The 25,303-nt window shown below is 38.2% G+C and carries 27 protein-coding genes and 1 riboswitch; of the genes, 10 read left to right on the top strand and 17 right to left on the bottom strand.

Annotation, left to right across the window (positions count from 1 at the left end):
• Position 1: 1 nt before the first annotated feature.
• The 12 genes from GM418_RS11095 to GM418_RS11150 all read right to left on the bottom strand — a co-directional run bounded on the left by GM418_RS11095 (position 2) and on the right by GM418_RS11150 (position 12,057).
• Positions 2 to 1,264: an MFS transporter gene (locus GM418_RS11095; RefSeq protein ID WP_158866032.1), complete on the bottom strand. Its 1,263-nt coding sequence runs from the start codon at positions 1,262 to 1,264 to the stop codon at positions 2 to 4.
• Positions 1,265 to 1,275: 11 nt separating this feature from the next.
• Positions 1,276 to 3,378: a TonB-dependent receptor gene (locus GM418_RS11100; RefSeq protein ID WP_158866034.1), complete on the bottom strand. Its 2,103-nt coding sequence runs from the start codon at positions 3,376 to 3,378 to the stop codon at positions 1,276 to 1,278.
• 62 nt (positions 3,379 to 3,440) lie between these two features.
• Positions 3,441 to 3,779 carry a hypothetical protein gene (locus GM418_RS11105; RefSeq protein WP_158866036.1) on the bottom strand — a complete coding sequence of 113 codons (339 nt, stop codon included), beginning with the start codon at positions 3,777 to 3,779 and terminating at the stop codon, positions 3,441 to 3,443.
• A 147-nt stretch (positions 3,780 to 3,926) separates the two neighbouring features.
• A complete protein-coding gene (gene hemF, locus GM418_RS11110) occupies positions 3,927 to 4,829 on the bottom strand; it encodes an oxygen-dependent coproporphyrinogen oxidase (protein ID WP_158866038.1) in 903 nt (300 codons plus the stop codon).
• Positions 4,816 to 5,130 (bottom strand): DUF6787 family protein, encoded by a 315-nt coding sequence (locus tag GM418_RS11115; protein ID WP_158866040.1) that lies wholly within the window; start codon positions 5,128 to 5,130, stop codon positions 4,816 to 4,818. Before GM418_RS11115 ends, hemF begins: the two co-directional genes overlap by 14 nt.
• A gap of 117 nt (positions 5,131 to 5,247) precedes the next feature.
• Positions 5,248 to 6,294 (bottom strand): uroporphyrinogen decarboxylase, encoded by a 1,047-nt coding sequence (hemE, locus tag GM418_RS11120; protein WP_158866042.1) that lies wholly within the window; start codon positions 6,292 to 6,294, stop codon positions 5,248 to 5,250.
• 3 nt (positions 6,295 to 6,297) lie between these two features.
• Entirely contained in the window at positions 6,298 to 7,593 is a 1,296-nt protein-coding gene (hemL, locus tag GM418_RS11125) for a glutamate-1-semialdehyde 2,1-aminomutase (RefSeq protein WP_158866044.1), read from the bottom strand.
• A gap of 74 nt (positions 7,594 to 7,667) precedes the next feature.
• A complete protein-coding gene (gene hemB, locus GM418_RS11130) occupies positions 7,668 to 8,636 on the bottom strand; it encodes a porphobilinogen synthase (RefSeq protein WP_158866046.1) in 969 nt (322 codons plus the stop codon).
• An 18-nt stretch (positions 8,637 to 8,654) separates the two neighbouring features.
• Positions 8,655 to 9,422 (bottom strand): uroporphyrinogen-III synthase, encoded by a 768-nt coding sequence (locus tag GM418_RS11135; RefSeq protein WP_158866048.1) that lies wholly within the window; start codon positions 9,420 to 9,422, stop codon positions 8,655 to 8,657.
• Positions 9,422 to 10,348 (bottom strand): hydroxymethylbilane synthase, encoded by a 927-nt coding sequence (hemC, locus tag GM418_RS11140; protein WP_158866050.1) that lies wholly within the window; start codon positions 10,346 to 10,348, stop codon positions 9,422 to 9,424. The genes GM418_RS11135 and hemC overlap by 1 nt, the downstream gene beginning before the upstream one ends.
• Complete coding sequence (gene hemA, locus GM418_RS11145; RefSeq protein ID WP_158866052.1) at positions 10,345 to 11,622, bottom strand: glutamyl-tRNA reductase; 1,278 nt, start codon at positions 11,620 to 11,622, stop codon at positions 10,345 to 10,347. The genes hemC and hemA overlap by 4 nt, the downstream gene beginning before the upstream one ends.
• Before the next feature lie 99 nt (positions 11,623 to 11,721).
• Positions 11,722 to 12,057, bottom strand: coding sequence for a hypothetical protein (locus GM418_RS11150; RefSeq protein WP_158866054.1), 336 nt, complete (start codon positions 12,055 to 12,057; stop codon positions 11,722 to 11,724).
• A 227-nt stretch (positions 12,058 to 12,284) separates the two neighbouring features.
• Here GM418_RS11150 and GM418_RS11155 point away from each other — a divergent pair, with 227 nt between their 5' ends.
• From GM418_RS11155 to GM418_RS11200, 10 genes are all read left to right on the top strand, one after another.
• On the top strand, positions 12,285 to 13,931 hold the full coding sequence (locus GM418_RS11155) for an amidohydrolase (protein WP_158872612.1): 1,647 nt from the start codon (positions 12,285 to 12,287) through the stop codon (positions 13,929 to 13,931).
• 49 nt (positions 13,932 to 13,980) lie between these two features.
• A riboswitch (FMN riboswitch) is annotated at positions 13,981 to 14,100 on the top strand.
• Positions 14,101 to 14,176: 76 nt separating this feature from the next.
• Complete coding sequence (gene ribB / locus GM418_RS11160; protein ID WP_158866056.1) at positions 14,177 to 14,836, top strand: 3,4-dihydroxy-2-butanone-4-phosphate synthase; 660 nt, start codon at positions 14,177 to 14,179, stop codon at positions 14,834 to 14,836.
• Positions 14,837 to 14,917: 81 nt separating this feature from the next.
• A complete protein-coding gene (locus GM418_RS11165; protein WP_158866058.1) occupies positions 14,918 to 15,772 on the top strand; it encodes a helix-turn-helix domain-containing protein in 855 nt (284 codons plus the stop codon).
• A 72-nt stretch (positions 15,773 to 15,844) separates the two neighbouring features.
• Positions 15,845 to 16,708 (top strand): TolB-like translocation protein, encoded by an 864-nt coding sequence (locus tag GM418_RS11170; RefSeq protein WP_158866060.1) that lies wholly within the window; start codon positions 15,845 to 15,847, stop codon positions 16,706 to 16,708.
• A complete protein-coding gene (locus GM418_RS11175; RefSeq protein ID WP_158866062.1) occupies positions 16,708 to 17,379 on the top strand; it encodes a DUF2461 domain-containing protein in 672 nt (223 codons plus the stop codon). The genes GM418_RS11170 and GM418_RS11175 overlap by 1 nt, the downstream gene beginning before the upstream one ends.
• A 75-nt stretch (positions 17,380 to 17,454) precedes the next feature.
• Positions 17,455 to 18,171, top strand: coding sequence for an SIMPL domain-containing protein (locus GM418_RS11180; RefSeq protein ID WP_158866064.1), 717 nt, complete (start codon positions 17,455 to 17,457; stop codon positions 18,169 to 18,171).
• A gap of 1 nt (position 18,172) precedes the next feature.
• Positions 18,173 to 18,652 carry a hypothetical protein gene (locus GM418_RS11185; RefSeq protein ID WP_158866066.1) on the top strand — a complete coding sequence of 160 codons (480 nt, stop codon included), beginning with the start codon at positions 18,173 to 18,175 and terminating at the stop codon, positions 18,650 to 18,652.
• Positions 18,653 to 18,717: 65 nt separating this feature from the next.
• The gene (locus GM418_RS11190; protein ID WP_158866068.1) at positions 18,718 to 19,344 is read left to right on the top strand and encodes a class I SAM-dependent DNA methyltransferase; all 627 of its coding nucleotides are present in this window, start codon (positions 18,718 to 18,720) and stop codon (positions 19,342 to 19,344) included.
• Positions 19,345 to 19,445: 101 nt separating this feature from the next.
• Positions 19,446 to 20,432 carry a hypothetical protein gene (locus GM418_RS11195; protein ID WP_158866070.1) on the top strand — a complete coding sequence of 329 codons (987 nt, stop codon included), beginning with the start codon at positions 19,446 to 19,448 and terminating at the stop codon, positions 20,430 to 20,432.
• 3 nt (positions 20,433 to 20,435) lie between these two features.
• Entirely contained in the window at positions 20,436 to 21,458 is a 1,023-nt protein-coding gene (locus GM418_RS11200) for a ligand-binding sensor domain-containing protein (RefSeq protein WP_158866072.1), read from the top strand.
• A 3-nt stretch (positions 21,459 to 21,461) separates the two neighbouring features.
• On the opposite strand, the gene GM418_RS11205 is transcribed toward GM418_RS11200, so the two are convergent.
• The 5 genes from GM418_RS11205 to GM418_RS11225 are packed head-to-tail and all read right to left on the bottom strand — an operon-like array spanning position 21,462 to position 25,217.
• Entirely contained in the window at positions 21,462 to 22,064 is a 603-nt protein-coding gene (locus GM418_RS11205; protein WP_158866074.1) for a methyltransferase family protein, read from the bottom strand.
• A 40-nt stretch (positions 22,065 to 22,104) separates the two neighbouring features.
• A complete protein-coding gene (locus GM418_RS11210; protein ID WP_158866076.1) occupies positions 22,105 to 23,574 on the bottom strand; it encodes a DUF3570 domain-containing protein in 1,470 nt (489 codons plus the stop codon).
• A gap of 9 nt (positions 23,575 to 23,583) precedes the next feature.
• Positions 23,584 to 23,793 (bottom strand): DUF4266 domain-containing protein, encoded by a 210-nt coding sequence (locus tag GM418_RS11215; protein ID WP_217447768.1) that lies wholly within the window; start codon positions 23,791 to 23,793, stop codon positions 23,584 to 23,586.
• Positions 23,790 to 24,773 carry an FAD:protein FMN transferase gene (locus GM418_RS11220; RefSeq protein ID WP_217447769.1) on the bottom strand — a complete coding sequence of 328 codons (984 nt, stop codon included), beginning with the start codon at positions 24,771 to 24,773 and terminating at the stop codon, positions 23,790 to 23,792. Before GM418_RS11220 ends, GM418_RS11215 begins: the two co-directional genes overlap by 4 nt.
• Positions 24,774 to 24,779: 6 nt before the next feature.
• Positions 24,780 to 25,217, bottom strand: a complete 438-nt coding sequence (locus GM418_RS11225; RefSeq protein ID WP_158866078.1) for a thioredoxin family protein — start codon at positions 25,215 to 25,217, stop codon at positions 24,780 to 24,782.
• Between the last annotated feature and the right edge of the window lie 86 nt (positions 25,218 to 25,303).

Genomic DNA, 25,303 nt, shown 5'->3' on the forward strand with positions numbered 1-25,303 from the left:
ATTAATTTATTGTTTTGTCAGGAAATTCAGCCCCGGCTTCTATAACGGGACAACGTTCCTCAGTATTATAGAATTCTTTTCTAAATAAAAACGGCAACAGGATCAAAATTAATAATCCAATTCCTAATTCAATAGCAAAAAGCCCGCGATAATCTATCGTGTCGGCTATTTTTCCGCTTAATATTGCGATAACCAGACTGCTTAAATGGGTAACGACAATCTGGATGGTAAAATCTGTTCCTTCTCTTCCTTTTCGAACCACCTGCATTCCGAGTGTATACACAAAAACCGAAGACATTGCATAAGCACTCCAAAGCAATGCAACTCCAACATAAATCAAATACAACTGATGATTCGTGTAGGTAAGAAAAATAAAATAAACGGCCACCATCACATTCAAAACAGGAAAAACCCACACAGAACGTAATACTCCTTTTTTTCGGATAAATATACCCGCCGGAATGGTCATTAACGCGCCGCAAGCTGTTCCAAAAATACCGGAAATAAAACCTATTCTTTTTACTTCGTAGCCCAAATCAACCAGATAGGGCTTTATCATGGTTAAAATGCCAATTATTCCGGCGTAAAACAGGAAAAGCAATAAAATATGTCCGCCAATTCTTTTTTGTTTAAAAAAATATACAAATTCCAGAGGTGAGATGTTTTTTCTTGACTTATCAATTTCTTTTTTGCTATGATTTTTAAAAAACATCACCGGAATTAAAGAAATCAGAACAAACACACCAAGACAGTGCAGCAACGGCATCCACCCCCAGTAGTGATAGATAATTAACAAAACGCCACTCCCCACTAATGTTCCGATAAAACTACCGGCCGACTGCATGCTGTTTCCGATACTTCTTTCCTTTTCTTTTAATACAAGAATGGCAAAAGCATCGGTAGCGATATCTTGTGTGGCCGACGCAGTAAAGGCAATTACCATTAAAATAATTATTGTGGAAAAATCGGTCTGCAAATCAAAAAAACCAATGGAGACTATTATAGCCGCATAAAACAGTTCTGATGACAATATCCAGCGCCGGTACCTTTTTGAGGAGTGACTCGTCCTGTCGACAATCGGAGCCCACAAAAATTTAACTATCCAGGGTAATTTTATGAGTTGCAGGTAACCAATGGATTCGAGTGAATAATTTTCCATTCGCATGATTACGGGAATCACGGTGGAGAAAAAACTCATCGGAATCGATTGCGCCAGATAAAGACTCAGCAGCGTAAAGTATTTATTGATTTCTTTTTTTCCCATTTTCTATTCAATTAAAAAGCTACTTTCAGGTTTACACCCAAACTTGCCGGTTTGCCAATTTGGGCATAGGAATTGTGTAAAGACGAAATTTCAAAATAGTAAGTATTATAGGAAGTATCAAAAATATTCTTTCCCCAAATTTCAAAACGAAATTTTCCGGTTACAAAAGATAACTTCGCATCAAGAAGCCCGTAATAGTCCTGGTAAACTGAATTATCAAGCGACCAATAATGTTTTCCTACTCCTTTATAGCTTAAATTTGCAATTAATTTCTCCAAAAATCCATTTTTAAATTCGAATGTCTTGTACAAGCTTGCATTTATGGTATGCCTGGGAACATAAGGTATAAAGTTATCATTATAATTAAGCTCTTCTGAAACCACATAGTCGGCAAAAGTAGCATGGGTATAACCATATCCCAGTGTTGCTTCCAGATTATCAGCCAGTAACCCTTTTACAAAAAGCTCGGCTCCCTTGCTAACTGATTCACCTGCATTTTTTTTCATATTACCACGGCCACCTGGTACGGGAACATCAATTTGTTGGTCCTGCCAATCGATATAAAACAAAGCAGCGTCAACAAATAAGCGGTTGCCGGCTAAAGAAGATTTTAAACCCAACTCATAATTCCAACTCTTTTCTGAGTCAAAAGAGCGATCCTCTTCCAGAACGATCGAGGTGTTCGTATTAAAACCACCTGATTTATATCCTTTGGAAACTGTTGCATAGGTATTTAACGAGTTGTTAAAAGCATATTTCAACGCAACTTTAGGCAGTATTTCCGTAAAATTTTCTGAATAATCTTCAGTTGCAAGATTGGATACCGGGTTATCTCCAACTGCCTGGTCGAACGTATAATCCAAGTCATCTTTTTCAACATCAAATCTTATTCCTGCAGTTAGCGATAAATTTTCCACAAGAAAATCATCGAAGGTAGACTGGTGAAACAATGCATATCCGGATATATTAAAATCACTTCGAATATCCTGATTAACTTTTGAAGTATAAATATCGCCCTGCGTTTGCTGTTTCATCGTTTGATAAAATCCATACGCACCAAAAAGCCACTTGTATTTCGACGGTGACAATGACTTTAACATCAATTCCTGCGAAACCATGTTTTGTCTGTCTCCTATTTCAAAAAAGTATATTTTGTTTTTGGTGAAATCCTGGTCAACAGCCATCAACCCATCGTAAAACTGATAACTGGATGTTGAAATAAACTGGAAAACATCATTCTGATATTTTAAGACAAGTCCGTCAGAAAAAAGATCCCTTTTATAGGAACTTTCCTGATCATAACTTATCCCAACAGCGCGATTAGTTGAGTCGTTATACAAAGCGTAAGGAAATCCATATTGTTCACTTTTTTCATAATTCGCAGTATTTTCAAGCGTCAAGTTATTAGAAATTCTCCAAACCAACCTTGCTCTCCCACTTGCCGAATATTTATCATCCGCAGGATCTCCCGAAAAATTATTGGTAAAGTAACCGTTTTGATTCAAATAATTCCCGCTTATTGAATAACCAAATTTGTCATCTACTCTGTTGTAATGATTCACATTTACATTGTAATAACCATGGGTACCAGCGGTTACTGAAATATTTGTTTCATCGTATACAAGCGGAGACTTGCTAAATACATTAATAATACCTCCCATAGTATTTCGGCCATATAAAGTTCCCTGAGGTCCTCTCAAAACTTCAACACGTTCAATATCAAAAAAATCAAACCCAAATGTAGTTTTTTCAAAATAAGGAACATTATCTACATATAGTCCAACAGAAGGGGAACCAAGTCTTGAGCCAATTCCACGAACAAATACAGAAGATTGTAGTTTTGAACCGTAATCGAGCATAAAAAAGTTGGGTACTTTGGAAGAAATATCTGCCAATGAATGAATCTCATCGTTCTCTAATTTCCTTGCTGGAAATAACGATATAGATGTAGGAATTTCTCTTACTAATGGTAATTCCTTAGGTGATTTTACGGTGATCTCGTCAATTAAAATATCAGGGGTATTAGTTGTATCTGTAATAACTCTCAAATTCTGTGCTTGCGCAAAAGCGGTAAAAAGAGAATAGATTACTATGGATAGTATTATCTTTTTCATTATTTAAATATGTAAAATTGGATATAAATTCCCCAACCAGGGAAAACTAAACAAAAAACGAATCAAACTAAAACCGGAGGAGGCTTGTTGAAATGAATTAAATAATATTCAATTGCAATTTTTGCTAAAGAATACTCCGGATAATTTATTTTTCGTTTGAAAAGAAAATCTTCATCTTTAAATGATTTAAAAAAATCAGATTCCTTACAGAAATATTGATACGTATCAATATCCTGATCCAAAAAATTATCTGAGGCGTAAATCTCAGTTTTGTGAAAATTCTCTCCGGAAGGAATTTCTCCTGAGACCGCTTTATTTATTCCTGCCACAAAAAAGTAGGCATAAAAAAGTACAAAAGCGATGTAAGGTATATGTGTAGAAAAAATTCCTATTGTAAACATTCTCCTCTTATTCCGGATTTGAATGCGCTAAAGTAAAAAAAATACCTTTTTATAATTTTCTCTTTGTATGTTATTGCGCATATTTTAAATACGAAATAAAGCAATAAGCAAATTGATTTAAATCAATTGTTCATAAAAAGAACACTATCACGCGGTAAAATTAATCCAGTCGATGTCTTTTCTTAAAAAGTGAAGTGTGTTTTCTTCAAAACCATCCTTTGGAGGAATATAATTGGTTTTCCAGGAAGCATCGGCGGGGAGACTGGCCAAAATAGATTCAGTATTTCCACCCGATTCAAGGCCGAACCTGGTTCCGCGATCATAAATCAGATTAAACTCCACATACCTTCCCCTGCGCAAATTTTGCCATTTTTTTTCTCTTTTTGAAAATGGTTTAGAGCCATATTTTCGCATCAATCCGTCGTAAATTTCGGGATACACGTTGGCAAGGTCAAGGGTGAAATTCAGCAGACTTTCGAAACTATTTTGTTCTCCGGGTTTTAAACGATCAAAAAAAATACCTCCAATACCTCTTGTTTCATTGCGGTGTGGAAGGAAGAAGTAATCATCGGCCCATTTTTTAAAGTCGGGGTAAAATTTATGATTGTATCGGTCACAAATTTCTTTTAACGTGCGATGAAAAGAGACGGCATCTTCCGGATAGATAATATGAGGTGTCAAATCAATTCCTCCTCCAAACCAGGAAACACCGTTGTCAAGCGCAAAGTAGCGTACATTCATATGAATAACAGGCACCCGGGGGTTCTGCGGATGCAAAATAGAAGAAATTCCGGTCGCCGCATATTCTCCGGCTTTTTCTCCCAGCAACTGCTCCATCCCGGGCGAAAATTTTCCTTTTACAAAGGAAAAATTAACTGCTCCTTTTTCAATAATCTTACCGTCTTCCATCAATTGGGATTCTCCTCCACCGATCTCCTTTTTCCAGGGAATGGAGTTAAACTTTCCTCCACCGTCGGCAGATTCCAAAATCTGACACATTTTCTTTTGGAGTTCAGAATATGTAGCGGCTATTTTGTCAATTTTTTTCATAGCTTTTTTTACTTCTCTTAATTAAACGCCCAACGGTTTTCTTTTCATATGCCAGAAAAAACCGGTACTGCCCCAGTAAGGTTCCTATAACCAACAACAAAAACTGATAACTGGGTAGTAAAACGATTAAATAAAGCGGAACTTTAATCAGCAAGGAAGTATCTTGTTGGATGCCAACAAGGTGAAATATAAATTTCCGTACAACCAGTGCAGCGCTCCCGGTGATCGAAAAAACAAAAAGAATAACAATAAGCTGAAAATTGGATTTTATATTCCATTTTTCCTTAAACCGATGTAACATAGTAAACTGTTTTGTCTGTTTCACAATGTTTCCTTGTCTGTATTTTCTGAAATACACACGAAACAACGTTGTACTTAACAGTCCTCAGGTAGTATTGTTTCTTAAAAAAAGCAAAAATCAGCTGTTTCGTTTCCAGTCTGTATTTTTCACCCAGTCGGCGAGGAACTTGGCATTTTCGTAAGGCAGACCGGGAATAAACCCGTGCCCAAGGTTAAAAATCCAGTTTTGATTTTTGCGGCCAAATTCAATGTAACTTTCCAGTGTTTTTTCCATTTCCTGCTGAGGGGCAAATAACAAACGTGGATCAATATTACCTTGTAAACCTACCTCTTGATGCACCAGTTTACGCGCAGTTTGTAGCGACGTTTGCCAGTCAATACTCAGAAAATCGCAGTATTCTGGTGTTATGGCTCCAATACCACTTCCGAGTCCTTTGGGGAAGAAAATAAAAGGTACCTCTTTCGCGCGTACTGCTTCAGCTATTTTTTCTGTTGCCGGTAAAAACAGCTCTTTGTACAAATCGAAAGGAATCAAACCGGCGTGTGTGTCGAACAACTGAAACACTTCCACTCCATGATTGATTTGTTCCTGTGCATAAACAACCGACAGCTCAGTGAGTTCTTCCACCAGCCTTTTTGTGGCTTCTTTATTTTGGTAGATAAATTTTACAGCATCCGGAAAATCACCTTTTCGTCCCAATCCCTGCAACATAAACAACAATACCGTAAGTGGCGCGCCACAAAAACCAATTAAGGGCGTATTCTCCGGCCGGGTTTTTATGATTTCATCAACAACTTTGTAAATATATTCAAGTTTCGAGGGATCAGGATTCAAACCTTCCAAGGGATTACTTCGTTGTGCCAGCGGCTTTTCAAAAACAGGTCCGGCATCTGTAAAATCGAGTCCCATTCCCAGTGCATAAGGAATCACCAGAATATCGCTGAACAGAATGGCGGCATCCACCCCCAGGTCGTATACCGGCATTAAAGTAACTTCTGCTGCAACTTTTGGATTTTGCATCATTTGCCAGAAAGTATAATTTTCCTTCAACTTTAAATAGTTGGGCAAAACCCGTCCAGCCTGACGCATAAACCAAAAGGGTGGCCGTGAAGTTGCTTTTCCCCTAAGCGTTTGTAATAATATTGGTTCTGTTTTGTTATCCATATTTTACCCCTTAAGTTGCTTTAATGCACTATAACTTGCTTCTATCGTTTTCCGAATGTCTTCATTGGTATGCGCTGCTGAGACAAATCCGGCTTCATATTGCGAAGGTGCGAGATAAATGCCGCTATCAAGTGAAATTTTAAAATAACGTGCAAACAAAGAAGTATCACATTTATTTACATCGTACAAGGATTTTACACTTTCCTCTTCTGTGAAAAACAACGTAAACATAGAGCCCACCCTGTTGATTACACCTTTAAACTTTAACTCTTTCAAATTATTCTGAAGGCCTTCCTCCAGCAAAGCCGAAGATATTTCAAGATCTTCATAAAAATCCTGAGCCTGGTCGAGTAAACGTAAAGTGGTTAAACCTGCCGCCATTGCCAATGGATTTCCCGACAATGTTCCTGCCTGATAAACAGGCCCCTGCGGCGCCAGCATTTCCATAATTTCCTGTTTGCCACCATAGGCACCTACCGGCAAGCCGCCACCGATGATTTTTCCAAAAGTGGTTAAATCGGGTTTTATACCAAGTACTTCCTGTGCACAACCTTTGGCCACCCGGAATCCGGTCATCACCTCATCAAAAATCAATACGGTCTGGTTTTCATCGCACAGATTTCTTACTCCTTCAATAAATTCTTTATCAGGAACAATTACACCCATATTTCCGGTAATCGGTTCCAGAATTACAGCAGCAATTTTTCCGTTATTTTCTTCGAATAAACGCTGTACCGAGGCAAGATCATTAAACTTAGCCGTAAGTGTATCATGCGCAGTTCCTTTGGTAACTCCCGGTGTGTTGGGCACGCCAAACGTAAGGGCACCCGAACCGGCTTCAATTAAAAAACTGTCGTTGTGACCATGGTAGCATCCTTCAAATTTAATAACCAAATCGCGGTTAGTATAACCACGGGCCAGTCGCAAGGCACTCATGGTTGCTTCTGTTCCCGAGTTCACCATTCGGACACTGTCGACGGAAGGAACCATCTTTTTGATTTGTTTGGCAATTTCTGTTTCAAGCAATGTGGGCGCGCCAAAACTGGCTCCCAGAACCGCAGTTTTTTGAATTGCCTCCACTACTTTTGGATGCGAATGCCCTAAAATCATAGGTCCCCATGAACCTACATAATCAATATATTCATTCCCGTCAATATCAGTAACCCTGGAGCCTTTGGCACTGGCTATAAAAGGCGGATTTCCACCTACACTTTTAAAGGAACGTACCGGCGAATTTACTCCTCCGGGAATATGTTTTTGTGCTTCTGCAAACGCTTCTATACTTTTTTCGTATGTCATTTCTAATAAATTTTTAAATCTCATCTCCCGAAGAACAACGATAAATATATTCACGGGATGACGAAAGTAAATTTTTATAAATCCTGTATAATATCCTGCGTATGGTAGGAAATAATCAAATCGGCTCCGGCACGTTTTAATCCGGTAAGTAATTCGTGTACAATTCGTTTTTCATCAATCCATCCTTTTGCAGCCGCAGCTTTTACCATGGAAAACTCACCACTTACATTATAAGCTGCAACCGGCATATTAAAACTGGTTTTCACACGGTGAATAATATCCATATAATTCAAGGCCGGTTTCACCATTACAATGTCTGCTCCTTCCTGAATATCGAGGGCTACCTCACGAAGTGCTTCATCACCATTAGCTGGATCCATCTGGTAAGTTTTACGGTCGCCAAATTGCGGAGCACTTTCAGCAGCCTCGCGAAACGGACCATAAAATGCCGATGCATATTTTGCTGAATAAGCCATGATGGGAAGATTGTGAAACCCGTTGTTATCGAGTGCTGTGCGGATTGCTCCCACACGACCGTCCATCATGTCACTGGGTGCTACCATATCAATTCCGGCTTCTGCCAGCGAAACCGACTGTTTTGCCAAGGTCTCCAGGGTCTGATCATTATCGACATCGCCATCCACAATGGTTCCGCAATGACCATGAGTAGTGTATTCGCAGTTGCAAATGTCGGCAATCAGATACAGATCAGGCACTTCTTTCTTTAGCGCCCGTGTAGCTTGCTGTACAATACCATTGTGCTGACAGGCTACTTCTCCTGTTTCATCTTTTGATTCCGGGATACCAAAAAGCAACACTGATTGTACTCCCTGATCAAATAATTCTTTGCCTTTTTCAACCAAAAAATCAACCGAAAGCTGAGAGTTGCCGGGCATGGAAGAAATAGGATTATTAACCCCTTTGCCCGGACAAACAAATAAAGGCATTATTAAATCGTGACGGGTTAATATGGTTTCGCGTACCATGTCTCTTAAGGCAGCGTTTCTGCGCAGACGACGAAGTCTTGTTACCGGATAATGCATATCTGTAATTTTTGTGTTTTAAGAATAATATTGAATTATTGATTCGACGATTCCCTGTGCCGAAGCATTTTTTGCTACAACCAACGGTTGAATACCCTGTTTTCGTGCCTCGCTTGCTGTGGTTTCCCCAATACAGGCAAGCCGAATATTTTTTGCGGAAATGTCGTTAAATCGTTTCATAAAATTTTGAATAGCCGACGGACTGGTGAAAATAAGCATTTCGTAGCGGTTGTCTTTAATAAGTTGAACAGTTTTTTCATCTGTTAAATCAGGGATTACTGTTTTATACACATTTAGCCGCATACATGCTGCGACCCCGCTTAATTCATTCTGGATAACCGTACGTGCAAGATTTCCAAGTGCCAGCAAAATCCGCGGCTGGTATGAATTGTTTTCTACTTTTTTTAAAAATGCTGCAGCAAAGTGTTCGCCTGTGTTTCCGGGATTAACAAAAGCAGGCGAATAACCAAAAAAACTTAGTTCTTCTTCTGTTTTTGGGCCAATTACCGCTATTTGAATCTTTTCGGGAAGATTTGCTATTCCTCTCTTTTCAAGTACCTCAAAAAAGTACCGAACGCCATTGGGACTCGTAAAAATAAGCCACTGAAACTGTTCCAGTTGTTCCAGAATATCATTCTCTTTTTCTGATAAATTTGCAGGGCGAATCTCAATAAGTGGCATTTCTACTGTTTCGGCGCCGGCTTCTTTTAGCAGACGATTTAGCTCATCTGATTGTCCTTTAGGCCGCGTAGAAATAAACAGCTTATTTTTCAGCAGATGATTCATTATCGCCTTATGTTTGCCAATATTCTTCCGGCTCCCTTATCAATCAATTTTTTAGATAGTTTTTCTCCTATAATCTTGCCCTCGTCCACCCGTCCTGATTCTTTACCGAGCAGAAATTCAGAGCCATCAACCGCTGCAACAAAACCGGTGATGGATATTGTTTCACCTTCAGTTTTGGTATAACAACCTACGGGAACCTGACAACCTCCTTCAATACTATGAAGAAAGCTTCTTTCCACCTGAATCGCATCCCAGGTTTCTGCATAATTGATTTCTTTTAAACAGGCATCAATTTCCGGATCGTCAATTCTCGATTCAATGGCAATCACTCCCTGACTGGTAGCCGGAATCAAAACTTCCGGATCCAAAATTTCAGTGATGTATTTATCAAGTCCGAGGCGTTGCAAACCTGCGGCTGCCATAATCATGGCATCACAGTAGCCCTCTTCCATTTTTTTCAACCGGGTTTCAACGTTTCCCCTGATATCAACAATTTTAAAATTTTTATTGATACGCAGCAATCCTGCTTTTCTGCGCAAACTGGAAGTGGCAATGGTATCGCCTGAAGTAAGCTGGTTTAATTTACGTCCGTCTTTAGATACGAGTGCGTCACGAAATTCAGCACGTTTTAAAACAGCCCCCAATTTAAGTCCGTCAGGAAGACTCGTCGGTAGATCTTTCAGGCTATGAACGGCGATATCTACCTCTCCGTCAATTAGTGCTGTTTCAATTTCTTTTGTAAATAATCCTTTGTCACCAATTTTTGAAAGCGCAACATCTAAAATTTTGTCTCCTTTTGTTTTTATAATTACAATTTCAACATTGGTTTCCGGAAAGGTTTCCAACACTATTTTTTTTGTAAGATTGGCCTGGTATAATGCGAGTTTACTCCCACGGGTGCCAATCCGAATACTTTTTTTAATCATTCCTCTACTTCTTCATGTTCATAAACAAAATTAAACAACTTATTTATGATTTGTAATGATTCAGTATTCTTTCCGTTCTCGGTTATCTCTTTCAGGTTTTTAATAAAAAGACGTGTATATTTTTGAGTCAGGTGAGTGGAGAATTCATTAATTGCCTGTTGTTTATCTTCGGTATCTGCTTTATAATAACCCAAAAGCTCTTCGTTTGAAACCTTTTGCATTATTTCGGTAATCATTTTTATCGCCGGACGTAAGGATCGACTTGACAGCCATTCCGAAAATTCGTCAACAATTTCATCAATAATTTCCCTTGCCGAAGAAACGCTATGCATCCTTTTCTCCACATTTGTATCTACTGTTTTTTGCAGTGCATCGATAGTAAACAGCTGAATATTTTCCATTTCTTCAACATTTTTCTCAATATTCCGCGGAACCGAAATATCGACAAAAACCTGTGGTTTATTTTCTCTTTTCTCCTGCGAATCGGTAATCATCTCGCGTGTCACAAGCGGAACAGATGATCCTGTTGCAACGATAATAATATCATACAGAAAAAGATGGTTCGCCATTTGGTCAAAAGGAAGCATTGCGCATCTGTACCGTTCTGCCAGTCTTTTTGCTTTTTCCTCGGTACGATTTGACACCGTTATTCTTTTTACACCGCTCTTATTCAAATGTTGCAGTACCAATCTTCCGGTATCGCCGGCTCCAATCATCAAAACCCTTTTATCATTCAAACTGTCGTACAATTGAAAACATTTCTGAACCGCAGCACTACTGATTGACGTGGTTCCCATTTTTATTTTGGTTTCCGAACGAACCCGTTTACCCGCTTCAAACGACTTTTGAAACAAACGCATCAGAACAGCGTCGGTAAGAGCGGCATCGGTGCAGTACTGGTAGGCTTCCTTTATTTGTCCGATAATTTGATCCTCGCCAATAATCATGGAATCAATTCCGGATGATACTTCAAATAAATGCCGAACCGCCTCCGAATTGCCGTAATTGTAAAACAAATGCCAATATTTGTTTTCAATCCCTTTAAACTTCTTCAACGTTCTGTAAATCAACTTAGCTGCCGTTACATTATCGTATTTCATCTGCGAAAAATAAATCTCCGTTCTGTTGCAAGTGGATAGTACAACTATGTCTGAAATACCAGTATCATCCTGAAGAAGTTCTGAAAAAGGTATGATTTCTTCCTTTGAGATCGAAAACTGCTCCCTGATTTCAATCGGCGAAGTTTTATGATTGATACCTGCAAGGCCTATCATTGTAAAATATATTTTTTAAATGTTTAAAAATGAAAATCACCCAGATTGTCATCATCATTTAGGGATAACGACAAATCCCTTCCTTTGTTTAAAGAAAAGTTAACTAACAAAGGGTGGCGGCCGCTCGAAAAGAGAAGTAAAAATTGCAGTTGAATAAAAAAACGTAGTGGTTTTTATCCTGTATTTTATCCTTCGTTTAAAAATAAATCTTTCAAAATCCGAAACTACAAAAGCTTTGTAGTTGTATGTATCGTTTGAAGAATCTTGATTAAGGATATCCTGCTCAACCTGAATTTCAGAAACAAATGCACATTTATCAGTAAGCGGAATTTTCCCGTCAACAGCTTTTTGAACTCCTGAAACAAAAAAATAGGCATAAAACAGCACAAAAGCGATGTAGGGAATGTGTGTAGAAAAAATACCGATTGTAAACATTTTGCTTTTATTCTGTTTTTACGAAACGCTAAAGTAAAAAAATATAACGTAAAGATTTGTCCAACATATATTTTAACACTTGTTTTTAGGCATTTTCGAAAAATATCATTCCGTTCACTGATTTATATCAACAGCATATTTTCAATAATGTTTAATACAACCATTTGCTAAAACAAATTCCCGTAATTTAATTTAATTTTGTTTCTTTCATCAAAAAATTACAAGTGATGTACAAATGGCCGGTGTTTTTTATCCATTTTATTATTCTGATTTCGATGATTTCATGCTCAAATAAAAAACAAGTTGATTTAATTGTTACAGGTGCAAAAATTTACACCGTAGACGACAACTTTTCAACCGCAGAAAGTATTGCTGTTAAAGACGGAAAAATTGTCGCTGCTGGAACGCATGACACTATTCTCTCAGAATTTTCAGGTAAAGAAGTTATTGATGCAGAAGGCAAATATATTTATCCCGGCTTTAACGATGCCCATTGCCATTTTAACGGATACGCCACTAACCTGATGCAATATGCCGATTTACGCGGAACAGAAACCCAGGAGGAAATTTATGAGCGATTAAAGCAACACCACGATAAATTTGGCGGAGATTGGATTTTAGGCCGCAGCTGGGATCAGAATGACTGGCCCGGAAAATCGTTCCCTGACAAAACTCGCCTCGATGAATTATTCCCCGACATTCCGGTTTACCTTGTACGTGTAGACGGGCATGCCGGCTGGTGCAATTCAAAAACACTGGAAATTGCAGGTGTTACTGCCGATTCAAAAGTTTCCGGTGGCCAGGTTATAATCAGAAACGGCGAACCCACCGGAATTTTAATTGACAACGCCATGGGGCTGGTTGGAGAATACATTCCTGAAATCACTTCGGAACGCCAACAAAAAGGATTGCTGGAAGCGCAAAAAAATTGTTTTGCCGTGGGACTCACTTCGGTTACCGATGCCGGTTTATCAAAATCAACAATATCGCTGATGGAGGAAATGCAAAATAAAGGCAGGCTAAAAATGCGAATAAATGCTATGCTAAATCCAACAGATGAAAATTTTGAAACCTTTGTAAAAACCGGGCCAAAACAGGGTGATCGACTGACTGTAAATACCATAAAGATTTATGCCGACGGCGCGCTTGGTTCGCGCGGCGCATTGTTACTCGAAGACTATTTTGATGATTTCGGCAACAGCGGGCTTCAAATTGAATCGCAGGAATATTATGATAAAATTTGCCAACTGGCTTACGACAACAATTTTATTGTTGCCACTCACTGTATTGGCGACAGTGCCAACCGTTTAATGTTGAATACGTATGCAGAATTTCTGAAAGGCAAAAACGATCGTCGCTGGCGCATTGAACATGCACAGATAATTCATCCCGACGATTTCCAAAAGTTTGCTGAATACTCGGTTGTTCCTTCTATTCAGGCAACGCATTGTACTTCCGATATGTACTGGGCCGGCAAACGACTTGGCGAATGGCGGCTAAGAGGCGCGTATGCTTATCAAACCTTACTACAACAGAATGGCTGGTTACCAAACGGAACCGATTTCCCGGTAGAAAATATTGAACCGCTTTATACTTTTTATGCATCGCTTTTCCGTACTGACCACACCGGAAGGCCGCTGGGTGGCTGGCAACTCAACGAAGGACTTACCCGGAAACAAACGCTTCGTTCCATGACAATCTGGGGGGCAAAAGCCTCGTTTGAAGAAAACAAAAAAGGTAGCCTTGAACCCGGTAAATATGCAGATTTTATTATTCTGGATACCGATTTAATGGAAGCCTCTCCGGAAGAGGTTTTAAATACAAAAATTGAAAGTACCTGGGTGAATGGGGAGAAGGTTTTTAATTTGAAATAATTAACCAATAATCCTATCTGCTTTTAACAAAAGAAATGTAATTTTGCATTGTTTTCTTCGGGGCAGGGCGTAATTCCCTACCGGCGGTAAAAGTCCGCGACTCCTTTTTAGGACTGATTTGGTGAAATTCCAAAACCGACAGTGAAAGTCTGGATGAGAGAAGAAAATAATACCACGATATTCCCGCGAGTATTATGGCGCATTTTGCCCTGAAGGTTATTTTTATCTGATTAATAAAAGGCAAAATGAAAACCATCAACAACTTCGGACGCAATTACAAGGAACGTGTAGAAAATGCAATCAGCAAATTAAAAAGTGGCAGAGGAATTATACTTGTCGATGATGAAGACAGGGAAAATGAAGGCGACATTATTTTTTCTGCAGAAAGAATGACCGAAGCCAACATGGCACTGATGATACGCGAATGCAGCGGTATTGTATGTTTGTGCCTCACTCCCGAAAAAAGCAAAAGCCTGCAATTGCGGCAAATGGTAGAACACAACAGCAGCAAAAATCAAACGGCATTTACCATTTCTATTGAAGCCAAAGAAGGCGTAACGACAGGCGTTTCGGCAAAAGATCGGATTCACACCATAAAAACAGCGATAGCAAAAAATGCAAAACCATCTGACTTGGCGCATCCCGGACATGTTTTTCCCTTAACAGCATGCGAAAACGGTGTATTTGAAAGAAGAGGACATACCGAAGGAAGTGTGGATTTGGTAAAGCTTGGTGGGCTTGGTGACACGGCTGTTTTATGCGAATTGACAAATCAGGACGGAACGATGGCCAGACTACCTGAAATTATTGATTTTGCAGAAAAACATGATATGTCGGTGGTTACCATTGAAGATATTATTCAATACCGAACTCAATCAACAAATGAAGTCGATAATGAACAATAAATTTTTAATTATTTTCTGGTTACATTTCCACTTTACTAAGGCTTAAGTTTTTAAATTCGGATAGATTTTGAAAACCGGAAAATGGACCAATACGACTTTTTTAAAACCAAATATGGCTCCGAGCTGCTTATCGATCTGATAAGGCTCGAAAACCTTGAAAAATATATTTCGGAAGGTAAACCGCATGTATTGTCGTATTACGATATTACACTAATCACAGAAGGTGTTGGGGAATTTTTACTCGATGAGTACCGTTACAACATAGAACCGGCAAAAATATATTTTTCTTCTCCGATGCAAGTTCGCAAATGGGAAATTGGCAAAACCCCAAAAGGATTGGTTTTAATTTTTGAAGAGGAATTTTTGGGAACTTTTTTTAACGATTCGGAGTTTGTACAACGTTTATCCTATTTTAATGCCACCGGTCACGAACCTGTTCTTTCGCTGGATAGTTCTGATTTTGACTATCTCAAAACCATTCTAAAAAATATTGAAGAAGAAATTGTCGGGCAACAGGAAAAAGACAACCACATATTGCGGGCCTTGTTGTATCAGGTTTTAGTTTGGCTAAATCGCCGGTTTATCCAATTAAATTCCGTGTCGGAGCCGGCTGTTTGTAAATATATTTTTGAATTTCGTAAACTGGTCAACCAACATTTTCAAAACCAGCATTCAGTAAGTTTTTATGCCGGTAAACTGAATATAACTGCCGGCCATTTAAACAGCGTGATAAAACAACATTCTGGAGTTTCACCAAAAGATTTTATTCAAAATCGTGTATTTCTTGAAGCCAAAAGATTACTGCTGTATTCTGATTTGTCGGTGGCTGAAATAGCCTGGAAATTAAACTTTCAGGATGATTCTTATTTTGTAAGGGCATTTAAAAACAAGATTGGCTACACTCCACATTCATATAAAAATGTTATAAATCCATGAAAAGTACCATTTAACCCGTAATTTTTGTCTGATTTTTTATTTAAAGCAAGCGTAATTTTGTATTCAAAAACGATGAAAACTACCCTTTTATTGATTTTGTTCTTTTCGATAGCACTGTCTGCATCGGCACAACAAAACAGTTTTGACTATTTTGGACTTCCCTCTCCCGAAGATAAAATTGAGCTTTTTGCACCCGGCATCGTTTCGCTGGAAAATACAAAAGAATATTCGCTGGCTGTTTCTCCTGTGGGGGATGAAGTCTTTTTTGCTACCGGTACATGGCCTGAATGCAAAATAATGCATGTAAAAAAAATGGAAAGTGGCTGGTCGAAACCCGAAGTTGCTTTTTTCTCCAGAGACTGTTTTGCCGTGGAACCTGCTTTTTCTCCTGATGGCAAATACTTGTATTTTTCTTCGAGCAAAGGAGAAAAAGACATCAAACAATATAGTATCCGGCGCATGGAAAAAGCGGGGAACAAATGGGTGAACGCCAAAAAAATAATCGACATTACAAACCCGGATATTTTAGAATTTCACCCGAGCATAACCAACGAAGGAACCATTTATTTTTGCGCATGGGACTTAAAGACCAACAAAGGAAGTATTTATAAATCGGATTATTTGAATGGTGTTTATTCAGAACCCGCAAAAGAGAATGTACCTTTTGAAGGAAATTGCAGCGTAACCAATCCGTTTGTTGATCCCGCCGGAAAATTTATAATAACCTCAACAGAAGTTGAAAACAGCAAAAGTAAATACGACGCATTTATTTCTTACAGGAATAAAGAAGGTTGGGCGAAACCGGTTAATTTTGGAAAGCGTTTTAATTCTTCTGAGGTGGATGATTCTTTTGACATTTCGCCCGACGGAAAGTTCTTATTTATTTACAAAAATGATAATGTTTACCGCACAGAAACAAAAGGAGTAATACAATAATGTTTAACGGATTTACAAAAACAGGAATTCAGTTTCTGAAAGACCTGGCGGCCAACAACAATAAAGAATGGTTTGAACTGAACCGACAGATATACGAAAAAAACCTCCTGACACCATTGAGGCAATTGGTAAGCGATTTACAACTGCCGCTAAAAAGTATGGATGCAGAAATTGAAACTTCTCCGGCAATAAACAAAACCATTTCGAAGATATACCGCGACACCCGTTTCTCGGCTGATAAATCGCCGTTCAGAACAGAACAATGGATATCGTTCAAACGACCGACGAAAATCTGGGGCAATGTTCCTGAATTCTATTTCTATTTTACTCCTGAAAAATATGGTTACGGAGTGGGTTTTTATTCGGCTACTCCGCAAAACATGGAGAAAATAAGAAGCTACATTCTTGCATATCCGGAAAAATTCGAACCGATTATTGCCAGCTACAACACCCAAAACCTGTTTATTCCGGGAGGAGAGAATTACAAACGCCCCGTTACAAATTCTCTCCCTGAGAAATTCCAGGAATGGTTTCAGAAAAAAAGTCTGTATTTAGGTTGCGAAAAAGATATAGACACTGTGTTCTTCTCTGTTAATTTAAAAGATACCCTGGAAAATGCTTTTGCAGAAAATGCCCGGCTTTATCATTTCTGGCTTGAAGCCATTCTTTAAACTCTATTTATTTTAACATAACGCAACTCAAAAGCAACATTTGTCATCATAAAAAAGATGATAAAACAGAATACGATGAAAAAAATAATTTTAATTGCTTTTGTAGTTTTTTCGATTTCCTCTTTTGCTCAGCCCGGAGAGAAGAATTTTATCGACCAAAACTATATTGAAGTTACTGGAAACGCAGAAATGGAAATTGTTCCTGATAAGATTTATCTGAAAATTGTTGTAAATGAAAAAGATTTCAAAGGAAAAGAAGACCTTCAGAAATTGGAGAAATCGATGATTCAGGCGCTTTCCAAAATAGGAATCGATGTGTCAGAACAACTTACAATCAGAGACATGGCAAGTAACTTTCAAAAGTACTGGCTAAAAGGAACCGAAATCAATTCAGTTAAAGAATACCAGCTAAAAGTAGAAAGCGCCAATACAGCCGGCCAGGTAATCAGGGATCTTGAAACTTTAGGATTATCAAATATTTCTGTTGAAAAAATTGACCATTCCAAAATACAGGAATTCAAAACCGAAGTAAAAGTGATGGCGATAAAAGCGGCAAAAGAAAAGGCGGTTTCATTAACCGGCGCAATCAATCAAAAAATTGGAAAAGCAATATACATCCAGGAACAAAATAACCACATCTATAATGCTCTTCAGGGAAAAGTTGCCGGAATATCAAATATCGCTGTCAGAGGATATGGCTATTCTGATGAAATGGAGTTAACACAACCTGACATTGAATTTGAAAAAATAAAACTGGAATACTCCATACTGGTAAGGTTTGAAATTGAGTAAGATGTCAATTAAATTCACTAAAATATGTATTATACTTAAAAACTATCTGCCCCTTATCTTATCACTTTTGTTCTTTTCTTCATGCCTGAAAGATGACGATGCCGGCGATGAACCAACCATTGATTGGGAAACATTTGGCTATGTAATAGACTGGACAGAAACAGGAAGTAAAACCGGCGACTCGGATTGGGAAAACATAAGCGACGGGCAACAACTGAGTTTCTTCTCTAACTATGTTGACGACGAACTTCGGCTGCCAAACAACGGAAAAATACTTTATGAGCCAAGTGTAATTACCGGAATAAAAAACGAAGACTATTTCGAACGCACCGACAGTACATTTGTTATTTATTCGTCTCCGTTACCTGAAGAAGCTGATACAATAATTGTTTCTTATTCTCTTATTGACAGTTCTACTTTAATTATAACAGACACAAGCGTTTCCCCTGTTGTTGAAATTAAATTTCAACGGAAGGATTAAAATACTAAATTAAATGCAGTTCGCGAATCGATAATTTATAAACCGGGTAATTGAAAAAATAATAAATGAAAATCCAGGAAGCATACAACAACTGGGCTGAACAATATGATAGCAATAAAAACCGGACAAGAGATTTGGAAGCGATTTCGTTGCAAAACACGCTGCAAAATATACCTTTTGAAACCTGCCTGGAAATAGGTTGCGGAACCGGGAAAAATACGGAATGGCTCATTCAAAAAGCACAAGAAGTTGTTGCTGTCGACTTTTCGGAAGGAATGCTTGCGGTTGCACAGGAAAAAATAAATTCAGATAAGGTAGAATTTCATCATGGCGATATTACCAAAAAATGGAACTTTGCCACTAAACAATTTGACCTGGTAACTTTCAGCCTTGTTCTGGAACACATCGAAAATCTCAGCGATATTTTTAAAAAAGCTGCTGATTTTGTGGTGACCGGAGGAATTGTATATGTTGGTGAACTGCATCCTTTTAAACAATACCAGGGAACAAAAGCCCGGTTTGAAAGCGACAATGGACAACAGGTGCTTACCTGTTTTAGCCATCATATTTCCGATTTTACACAAGCTGCCAAACAAAACGGCTTTCAAATTGCAGAAATCAATGAATATTTTGATGACGACAACAGAAATGCCCTTCCCAGAATATTGACCTTACTTTTGAAGAAGAGGTAATATCCATATTGGAAGCATTAAAACGCTGATAATTAACGGGAAAATTCTATTTTTACACGCAACCTTTGTCGGGATTTTTTATCTTTATTTAAAAAACCAAGATGAGTTCCCGAATCGTATTTGTAATTATTACCCTGTTGTTCCTTTATTCCTGTAACCGGGAAGAAATACCTGAAAATTTTTCCCCTGAAATTAGCTTTGAAGTTTCGAACTTTATAACTACACCAAATCCCCCTTTATACCTTGAGCTGACCTCAAACGGTTACTATTATTACTCCTACGGCATAAACCGGATTTTTCATTCCACTTTTGCCGGCGATACAACGTCATTTAAAACAGAATCAGAAGTTCTTTCTCTTGTTTTTAATCAGCGGTTTCACCGGCTTTACTTTGGAACACGGTCGAATTGTCTGGGAGTTTACGATGGCCAAAATATAAATTATTATACTCCTGAAAATTCAATCCTGCCTCGCGAACACGTAAAATATATGGATGTTGATAATGATGGTAATTTGTGGATTTGCTCTTCAAATAATGGCTCCGGTGGATTGTATCGCTTTGACGGAAAAGAATTTATTCATTTTTCAACTGAAAATTCACCTTTACACCACGATTTAATCCGGGGAATTTGTTGTCAAAATGCAGCTATTTATATCGTGGCAGGAGGAACAAGCGCAACCCATAAAGTTTTTAAAATCGAAAAGGAATCAGGTGACAACTATAAATGGAATGAAATCGTGAGCGAAGGATATTTTAATGATATCTGCGTTGATTTAAATGACAATGTGTATTTACTTTCTTCAGAAATAACGATCCTCTCCAAAAATGGAGAAAACAAAACAATAACACCGGAAACCGAGGGTGTGGAATATATTTATACTCAATTTAAAACAGACAAAAGAGCTTATATGTGGACATGCAAATTTCCGTGGGTTGGCAGCGGAGAATTCTTATCTGTTTTTGATGGAGAACTATGGCATCAACCCCCTGCTGATTTTCAGGTCGGAGCGCCAAATTGGATTGATGTGGATAACAACAATAATATCTGGTTTGCAACCTACAAAGGCATTTATATTTTAAACCAGTAAGTTATGAAAACTCAACTCATATTTCTGTTGATTTTATTCCTCCTTTATTCATGCAAAGATGAAATGGCGCAGGAAGATTTCTTGTCAGATTATTCTTCCGAAATTCGTTTTGATAATTCGGAATGGTTATTACAGGGTCGGGATATCTCTTGTATTGATTTTGACAGTGACGGAAACGCCTGGATAGCTTCAGGTTCCGATTTGATTTTTTACAACGGCACAGATACGCAAATATTTAATGCGGAATCTACAATAAATGATTTGGCTGTTGCACAAAACGGGACAGTATGGTTGGGAACACAGGACAAAGGGTTGGCGCGTTTTAAAGGAAAAAGTTTTAGGTGGTTTACAACGGATAACTCAATTATTCCCCGAAATTACATTCACAGTATAGCAGTGGATTCAAACAATAAAGTCTGGTTTTGCAGCGCCCAAAGCGATGACGGAGGTTTGATGAGCTACGATGGAAGACGGTTTAAACTTTTTTCTCCTGAAAATTCAATTTTGAATCAGCATGTTATTCAAAACCTGAAAATTGACAAAAATGATAATATTTATTTCCATACAACAGGAAAAGTAGGAAAAGCAGCCGTTTTCAAAATAAGTAACAGTGGAAAATGGGAACAACTTGGCGGAAACGATGCAAAATTTTACTGGTTAAATTCACTTGATGTTACCTCCGATTCCAAAGTCTTTATTTACACCGACCATTCCTTATCATCGTGTTTTAATTGTTATACCGATGAAATTCTGTATTACGAAAATGAAAAATGGAATGCCCTGGAAACTCCTTTTGATGTGAATTTTATGCCCTCATCGTTCTTTCTGGATAAACGCAATTATGTTTGGACAATTTTTAGCGGACCGAACGGCTATTTCAGTTTTTATGTTTTTGATGGTGATGTGTGGCATCAATCTGAGGAAGGCCAGGTTCCGGAAAAGTATTACAAATTCATAAAAACAGATGTAAACAACAACATTTGGCTGTGTACCAGCGATGGTATTCTTATCTTGAAACAGGAATAAAAATTAGAAATATCTTCTTACTTTTTCAGCATACTTTTCATATGCCTCTCCGTATACTTTTCGAAGAAATTTTTCCTCTTTCAGAATAAAAAAATGAACACCAAGGAAAGCAAGAAAGGTAAAACCGATAAAAAACAGGTTAGGAAAAATCAGCGCAATTCCCAGAAAATAAAGATCAAGCGAAAGAAAAAACGGATTACGTGAAATAGAAAATACGCCTGTAGTAACCAGTTTTCCCCTGTTACTTTCGTCAAGTCCAAAGCGCAGCGAAGTGTTAAAATGTACCAGAGTTACTGTCAAAAAAAACAAGGAAAGAAAAATAGAAACTGCTCCTGAAACTTTTAAAAAAATACTTCCAAAAAGCCATTTTACAAAGACATCGGGAAGGACTAAAAATGAAAGCTGAAAAGCCTGTTTTGTAATTTCGAAAAGCCAGAGCAAAAAAACGAGTCCAAAAACAGGGAAAAGAAACCTGGTTATTTTGTTCTTTTTCCCGGATTTTGAACTTACCTGAATACCCTTTTTCTTTAGCAGAAAAACCCGTAGCGTTAAAATTCCGGTAAGAACCCAAAAGCTCACAAATGGTAATCCATCGAAAAAATTCATTTATTCGTTATCCATTGATTTTGGACTAAGTTAATGAGGTTTATTTAAAAATAAACTTAAATCCCACCGAAACAATATTTGCTCTTAACCCATCGCTTCGCTCATAATGACTAAATTTTATATTTGCATTTTTTAAACCCAGCCTGCTAATTTTAAAATCGTTAAAAATATCATTGTAATTCAGGGCAACGCTATACTGATTACTGTTAAATTTCGCCAGGTCAGGATCGGAAGTATAATATTGTTCAGTTGACAAATGCGTTTCGTAGGGCGCATAATACTTCACCGCGTTTTGTGTGTAAAACCTGTACGATGGCGTAATTGAAAATTTTGGCCCAAACCGGACAGGCAAATCAATGTTTGCAGTATGAGCTTCTAATCCCCAGTCGTCGGTATAATACCGGTAATATGTTCTTAACACAAATGTTTCGTTGATGTAATAATTCACCCTCGCCCCAATTGGAATTTTAAATCGAGTTGACGGCAGACGCTCAATATCATCTGCCAGTTGGTAAACACCGCGGTTTTGTGGTGTTGTATAAACCGGAATATAATTAGCTTCACCAATATAGTAATTCGCTTTATCGGCAAAATAAATCCGGTGATAAGGTGTGGAAAGCAAACCCTCCTGTTTTACCAGATCGAAAAATAAAGCGGCCTGCAAGCGTTTACTCAAAATTTGAGACAGAAAAAATGACACAGAATATGAATTGCGTTCCTTATTTGTAAATGCAGTAAAATCATCGGGATGATAATTTGCAGAGATCGTTCCGTTCTGACTAATTACATCGACACCCGAAAAATATCCCTGATTTAAAAAGTTATTGCCATAAATAGCATATTCATGAAGTTCGGTGGGGTAAATAGGTTTCCATTGGTCAAGATACACCGTTCCTTTTAAGCCCAGTTCGGTATTTTTTTCATTAAATAAACCCGTTATGTTGCCACCAAAACCAACGGAGGTGTAGTCGTATTCATTTGAAAAAGAAACATTGGAACCCCAGATAAAATTCCTGGAATCGGAACTGTGGCTGTAATCAACATGCAACGAAATCAGTTCATCGCTTCGCGAGGCTCCTGATGAAGCAAGCCAGGGCGTCCCGGTAGGAGTACCGGAAGTACCGGGTCGAAAATCATCTTCTTCTTCTTCGTGCTCGTCATCATCATCATCTTCCCCTCCACGTGATGCCCCGCTGCTGTTGAACGGATTTATGTTACTCGAAGAAGCAGAAGTGTAGGCCGAAATTCCTGCATCAATGGTTAACACGTCATCATCGTTTAGCGGCAGGCTAATTACAATTGTAGGTGTTCCGTCGGTTAGTTCTTCAGTTCCTACTCCCCCGCCAACTGCAGAATGATCCCCCTCTTGCTGATAAAGACTCATTAAAAAATCAACCTCTGCATTTTCGAGTACTTTTTTCTTGTACACTTTTGTCGAATCCTGATTTTGCGCCAAACACAGCACAAAACCTCCAAAAATAAAAAAGACCGTGAATAGTATTTTTTTCATAACAAAATACTAATTACAACCACAGCCGCCGCCGGTTTTTCCACCGTTTGCACCGGCAGCTCCTTCGCGGTAAACCTGAAAGTTTGTTTCAAAACGTTCGTTTGAATTTGCGGCCAGTTTCATATCGGCATCATTAACATAAACCTTTTCATACTCTTTTACTGTTGCACAGGATGCCAGTAAAAAAAGAGTAAAAAGGATTGGAACAATTTTTTTCATTTTGTTGAATTTAATTTTATGTTTTCTGAATTATAGATTTTTCCCTGATCATCGACAATGACGCATTCTACACCCGGCAATTGATTAATAAAATCCAGGCCTGTTTCTTTTCCCATTACAAAAACTGAGGTAGCCAAAGCATCCGCCAGTTCGGCTTTTGGTGCAAAAATGCTAACACTGGTAAGCCCGCTTACCGGCCAGCCTGTCCTCGGGTCGATAATATGAGTATATTTTATCCCGTTGAATTCGACATATTTCTCGTAATTCCCCGAAGTAACCACTGAACTGTTATCGAGAGGAAACCAGGAAAATACCTTGTTTTTATTCAAGGGGTTGGTTATTCCCACCATCCATGGGGTTTTGTCGGGTTGTGTTCCCCAGGTAGTTAAGTCGCCTGAAGCATTAATGATTCCTGCTTTTACTCCTTTTGAAATTAAGAGCTGTTTGGCTTTATCGGCGGCATAACCTTTGCCAAGTGCCCCAAAACCAATCCGCATTCCTTTGTTTTTCAGAAACACCGTTTGATTTTGCGGGTCAAAGATAATATTTTTGTAACCGACTTTTGAAACAGAAGCAGCTACTTCTTCTTTGGTTGGTCGTTCCTTCATCGAACCGTCAAATTTCCAAATCCGGTCCATTGAAGCATAACTAATATCGAAAGCTCCGCTGGTGAGTTCAGAAATTTTGATGGAACGGCCAATTAAATCAAATAGTTCTTCATCTACTTTTACAGGTTGAATACCAGCGTTCTCTACAATTTTTGCTGTCTCAGAAAGGGTATCCCACGAGGAAATCATCTTCTCAATCCGGCTTATTTCAGCAACTGCCAAATCAATATATTTATTTCCTTCGGTTTCACTATCAGCTACCACCGTAATATCAAAACGGCTTCCCATCAATTTCAAAACCCTGGTATATTTTTCCTGAGATGAAAGAAGAACCGGAAAAAGGAAAAACACCAAATAAAAGATAGGTTTCACAACCAATTACTTTTCAAATGAATGTAACATTACAATGTAGTCCTTCGGACTAACATTTTTATATCCTGTTGTTCCGAGCACATTCCCATTTTTATCAAGAACTTCAACCATGGGGAAAAGACCTTTTTTGTTGTAAGTCTCCGCTAAACGATTATTCTGTTCCTGCTGTTCTTTTGAAAGTTTGTTGGCTTTCCGTTTTGGAAAATCGGCCCGAAGCAAAACAAAATGCTCTTCTGAATCTTTTATAAAATCCTGTGACTCCCAAATTTCTTTTTCCAGTTTCATACACGGAATACACCAGTCGGAGCCAGAGAAAACGAGCAAAATATTTTTTCTCTCTTCAGAAGCTCGCTTTTTTGCTGTTTCGAAATTGGTTTCCCATTTCTGAGCATGGATAGTGTTTACAACAAAAATTGCAGAAGCAATCAAAATTAACTTTTTCACACTGTTTTCTATTTAAATTAAACTTGAGTTCAATTATAAAAAGTGGTTATTTGTTGTAGTTGAATCAGCTAAAAAACGAACCAATT

Source organism: Maribellus comscasis, assembly GCF_009762775.1.
In the GTDB taxonomy this organism is placed as follows: Bacteria; Bacteroidota; Bacteroidia; order Bacteroidales; family Prolixibacteraceae; genus Draconibacterium; species Draconibacterium comscasis.

Excerpts from the sequence above, each read along its gene's own strand:
- GM418_RS11095 (WP_158866032.1), bottom strand. The coding sequence starts at position 1,264 with ATGGGAAAAAAAGAAATCAATAAATACTTTACGCTGCTGAGTCTTTAT.
- GM418_RS11100 (WP_158866034.1), bottom strand. The coding sequence starts at position 3,378 with ATGAAAAAGATAATACTATCCATAGTAATCTATTCTCTTTTTACCGCT.
- GM418_RS11105 (WP_158866036.1), bottom strand. The coding sequence starts at position 3,779 with ATGTTTACAATAGGAATTTTTTCTACACATATACCTTACATCGCTTTT.
- hemF (WP_158866038.1), bottom strand. The coding sequence starts at position 4,829 with ATGAAAAAAATTGACAAAATAGCCGCTACATATTCTGAACTCCAAAAG.
- GM418_RS11115 (WP_158866040.1), bottom strand. The coding sequence starts at position 5,130 with ATGTTACATCGGTTTAAGGAAAAATGGAATATAAAATCCAATTTTCAG.
- hemE (WP_158866042.1), bottom strand. The coding sequence starts at position 6,294 with ATGGATAACAAAACAGAACCAATATTATTACAAACGCTTAGGGGAAAA.
- hemL (WP_158866044.1), bottom strand. The coding sequence starts at position 7,593 with ATGACATACGAAAAAAGTATAGAAGCGTTTGCAGAAGCACAAAAACAT.
- hemB (WP_158866046.1), bottom strand. The coding sequence starts at position 8,636 with ATGCATTATCCGGTAACAAGACTTCGTCGTCTGCGCAGAAACGCTGCC.
- GM418_RS11135 (WP_158866048.1), bottom strand. The coding sequence starts at position 9,422 with ATGAATCATCTGCTGAAAAATAAGCTGTTTATTTCTACGCGGCCTAAA.
- hemC (WP_158866050.1), bottom strand. The coding sequence starts at position 10,348 with ATGATTAAAAAAAGTATTCGGATTGGCACCCGTGGGAGTAAACTCGCA.
- hemA (WP_158866052.1), bottom strand. The coding sequence starts at position 11,622 with ATGATAGGCCTTGCAGGTATCAATCATAAAACTTCGCCGATTGAAATC.
- GM418_RS11150 (WP_158866054.1), bottom strand. The coding sequence starts at position 12,057 with ATGTTTACAATCGGTATTTTTTCTACACACATTCCCTACATCGCTTTT.
- GM418_RS11155 (WP_158872612.1), top strand. The coding sequence starts at position 12,285 with ATGTACAAATGGCCGGTGTTTTTTATCCATTTTATTATTCTGATTTCG.
- ribB (WP_158866056.1), top strand. The coding sequence starts at position 14,177 with ATGAAAACCATCAACAACTTCGGACGCAATTACAAGGAACGTGTAGAA.
- GM418_RS11165 (WP_158866058.1), top strand. The coding sequence starts at position 14,918 with ATGGACCAATACGACTTTTTTAAAACCAAATATGGCTCCGAGCTGCTT.
- GM418_RS11170 (WP_158866060.1), top strand. The coding sequence starts at position 15,845 with ATGAAAACTACCCTTTTATTGATTTTGTTCTTTTCGATAGCACTGTCT.
- GM418_RS11175 (WP_158866062.1), top strand. The coding sequence starts at position 16,708 with ATGTTTAACGGATTTACAAAAACAGGAATTCAGTTTCTGAAAGACCTG.
- GM418_RS11180 (WP_158866064.1), top strand. The coding sequence starts at position 17,455 with ATGAAAAAAATAATTTTAATTGCTTTTGTAGTTTTTTCGATTTCCTCT.
- GM418_RS11185 (WP_158866066.1), top strand. The coding sequence starts at position 18,173 with ATGTCAATTAAATTCACTAAAATATGTATTATACTTAAAAACTATCTG.
- GM418_RS11190 (WP_158866068.1), top strand. The coding sequence starts at position 18,718 with ATGAAAATCCAGGAAGCATACAACAACTGGGCTGAACAATATGATAGC.
- GM418_RS11195 (WP_158866070.1), top strand. The coding sequence starts at position 19,446 with ATGAGTTCCCGAATCGTATTTGTAATTATTACCCTGTTGTTCCTTTAT.
- GM418_RS11200 (WP_158866072.1), top strand. The coding sequence starts at position 20,436 with ATGAAAACTCAACTCATATTTCTGTTGATTTTATTCCTCCTTTATTCA.
- GM418_RS11205 (WP_158866074.1), bottom strand. The coding sequence starts at position 22,064 with ATGAATTTTTTCGATGGATTACCATTTGTGAGCTTTTGGGTTCTTACC.
- GM418_RS11210 (WP_158866076.1), bottom strand. The coding sequence starts at position 23,574 with ATGAAAAAAATACTATTCACGGTCTTTTTTATTTTTGGAGGTTTTGTG.
- GM418_RS11215 (WP_217447768.1), bottom strand. The coding sequence starts at position 23,793 with ATGAAAAAAATTGTTCCAATCCTTTTTACTCTTTTTTTACTGGCATCC.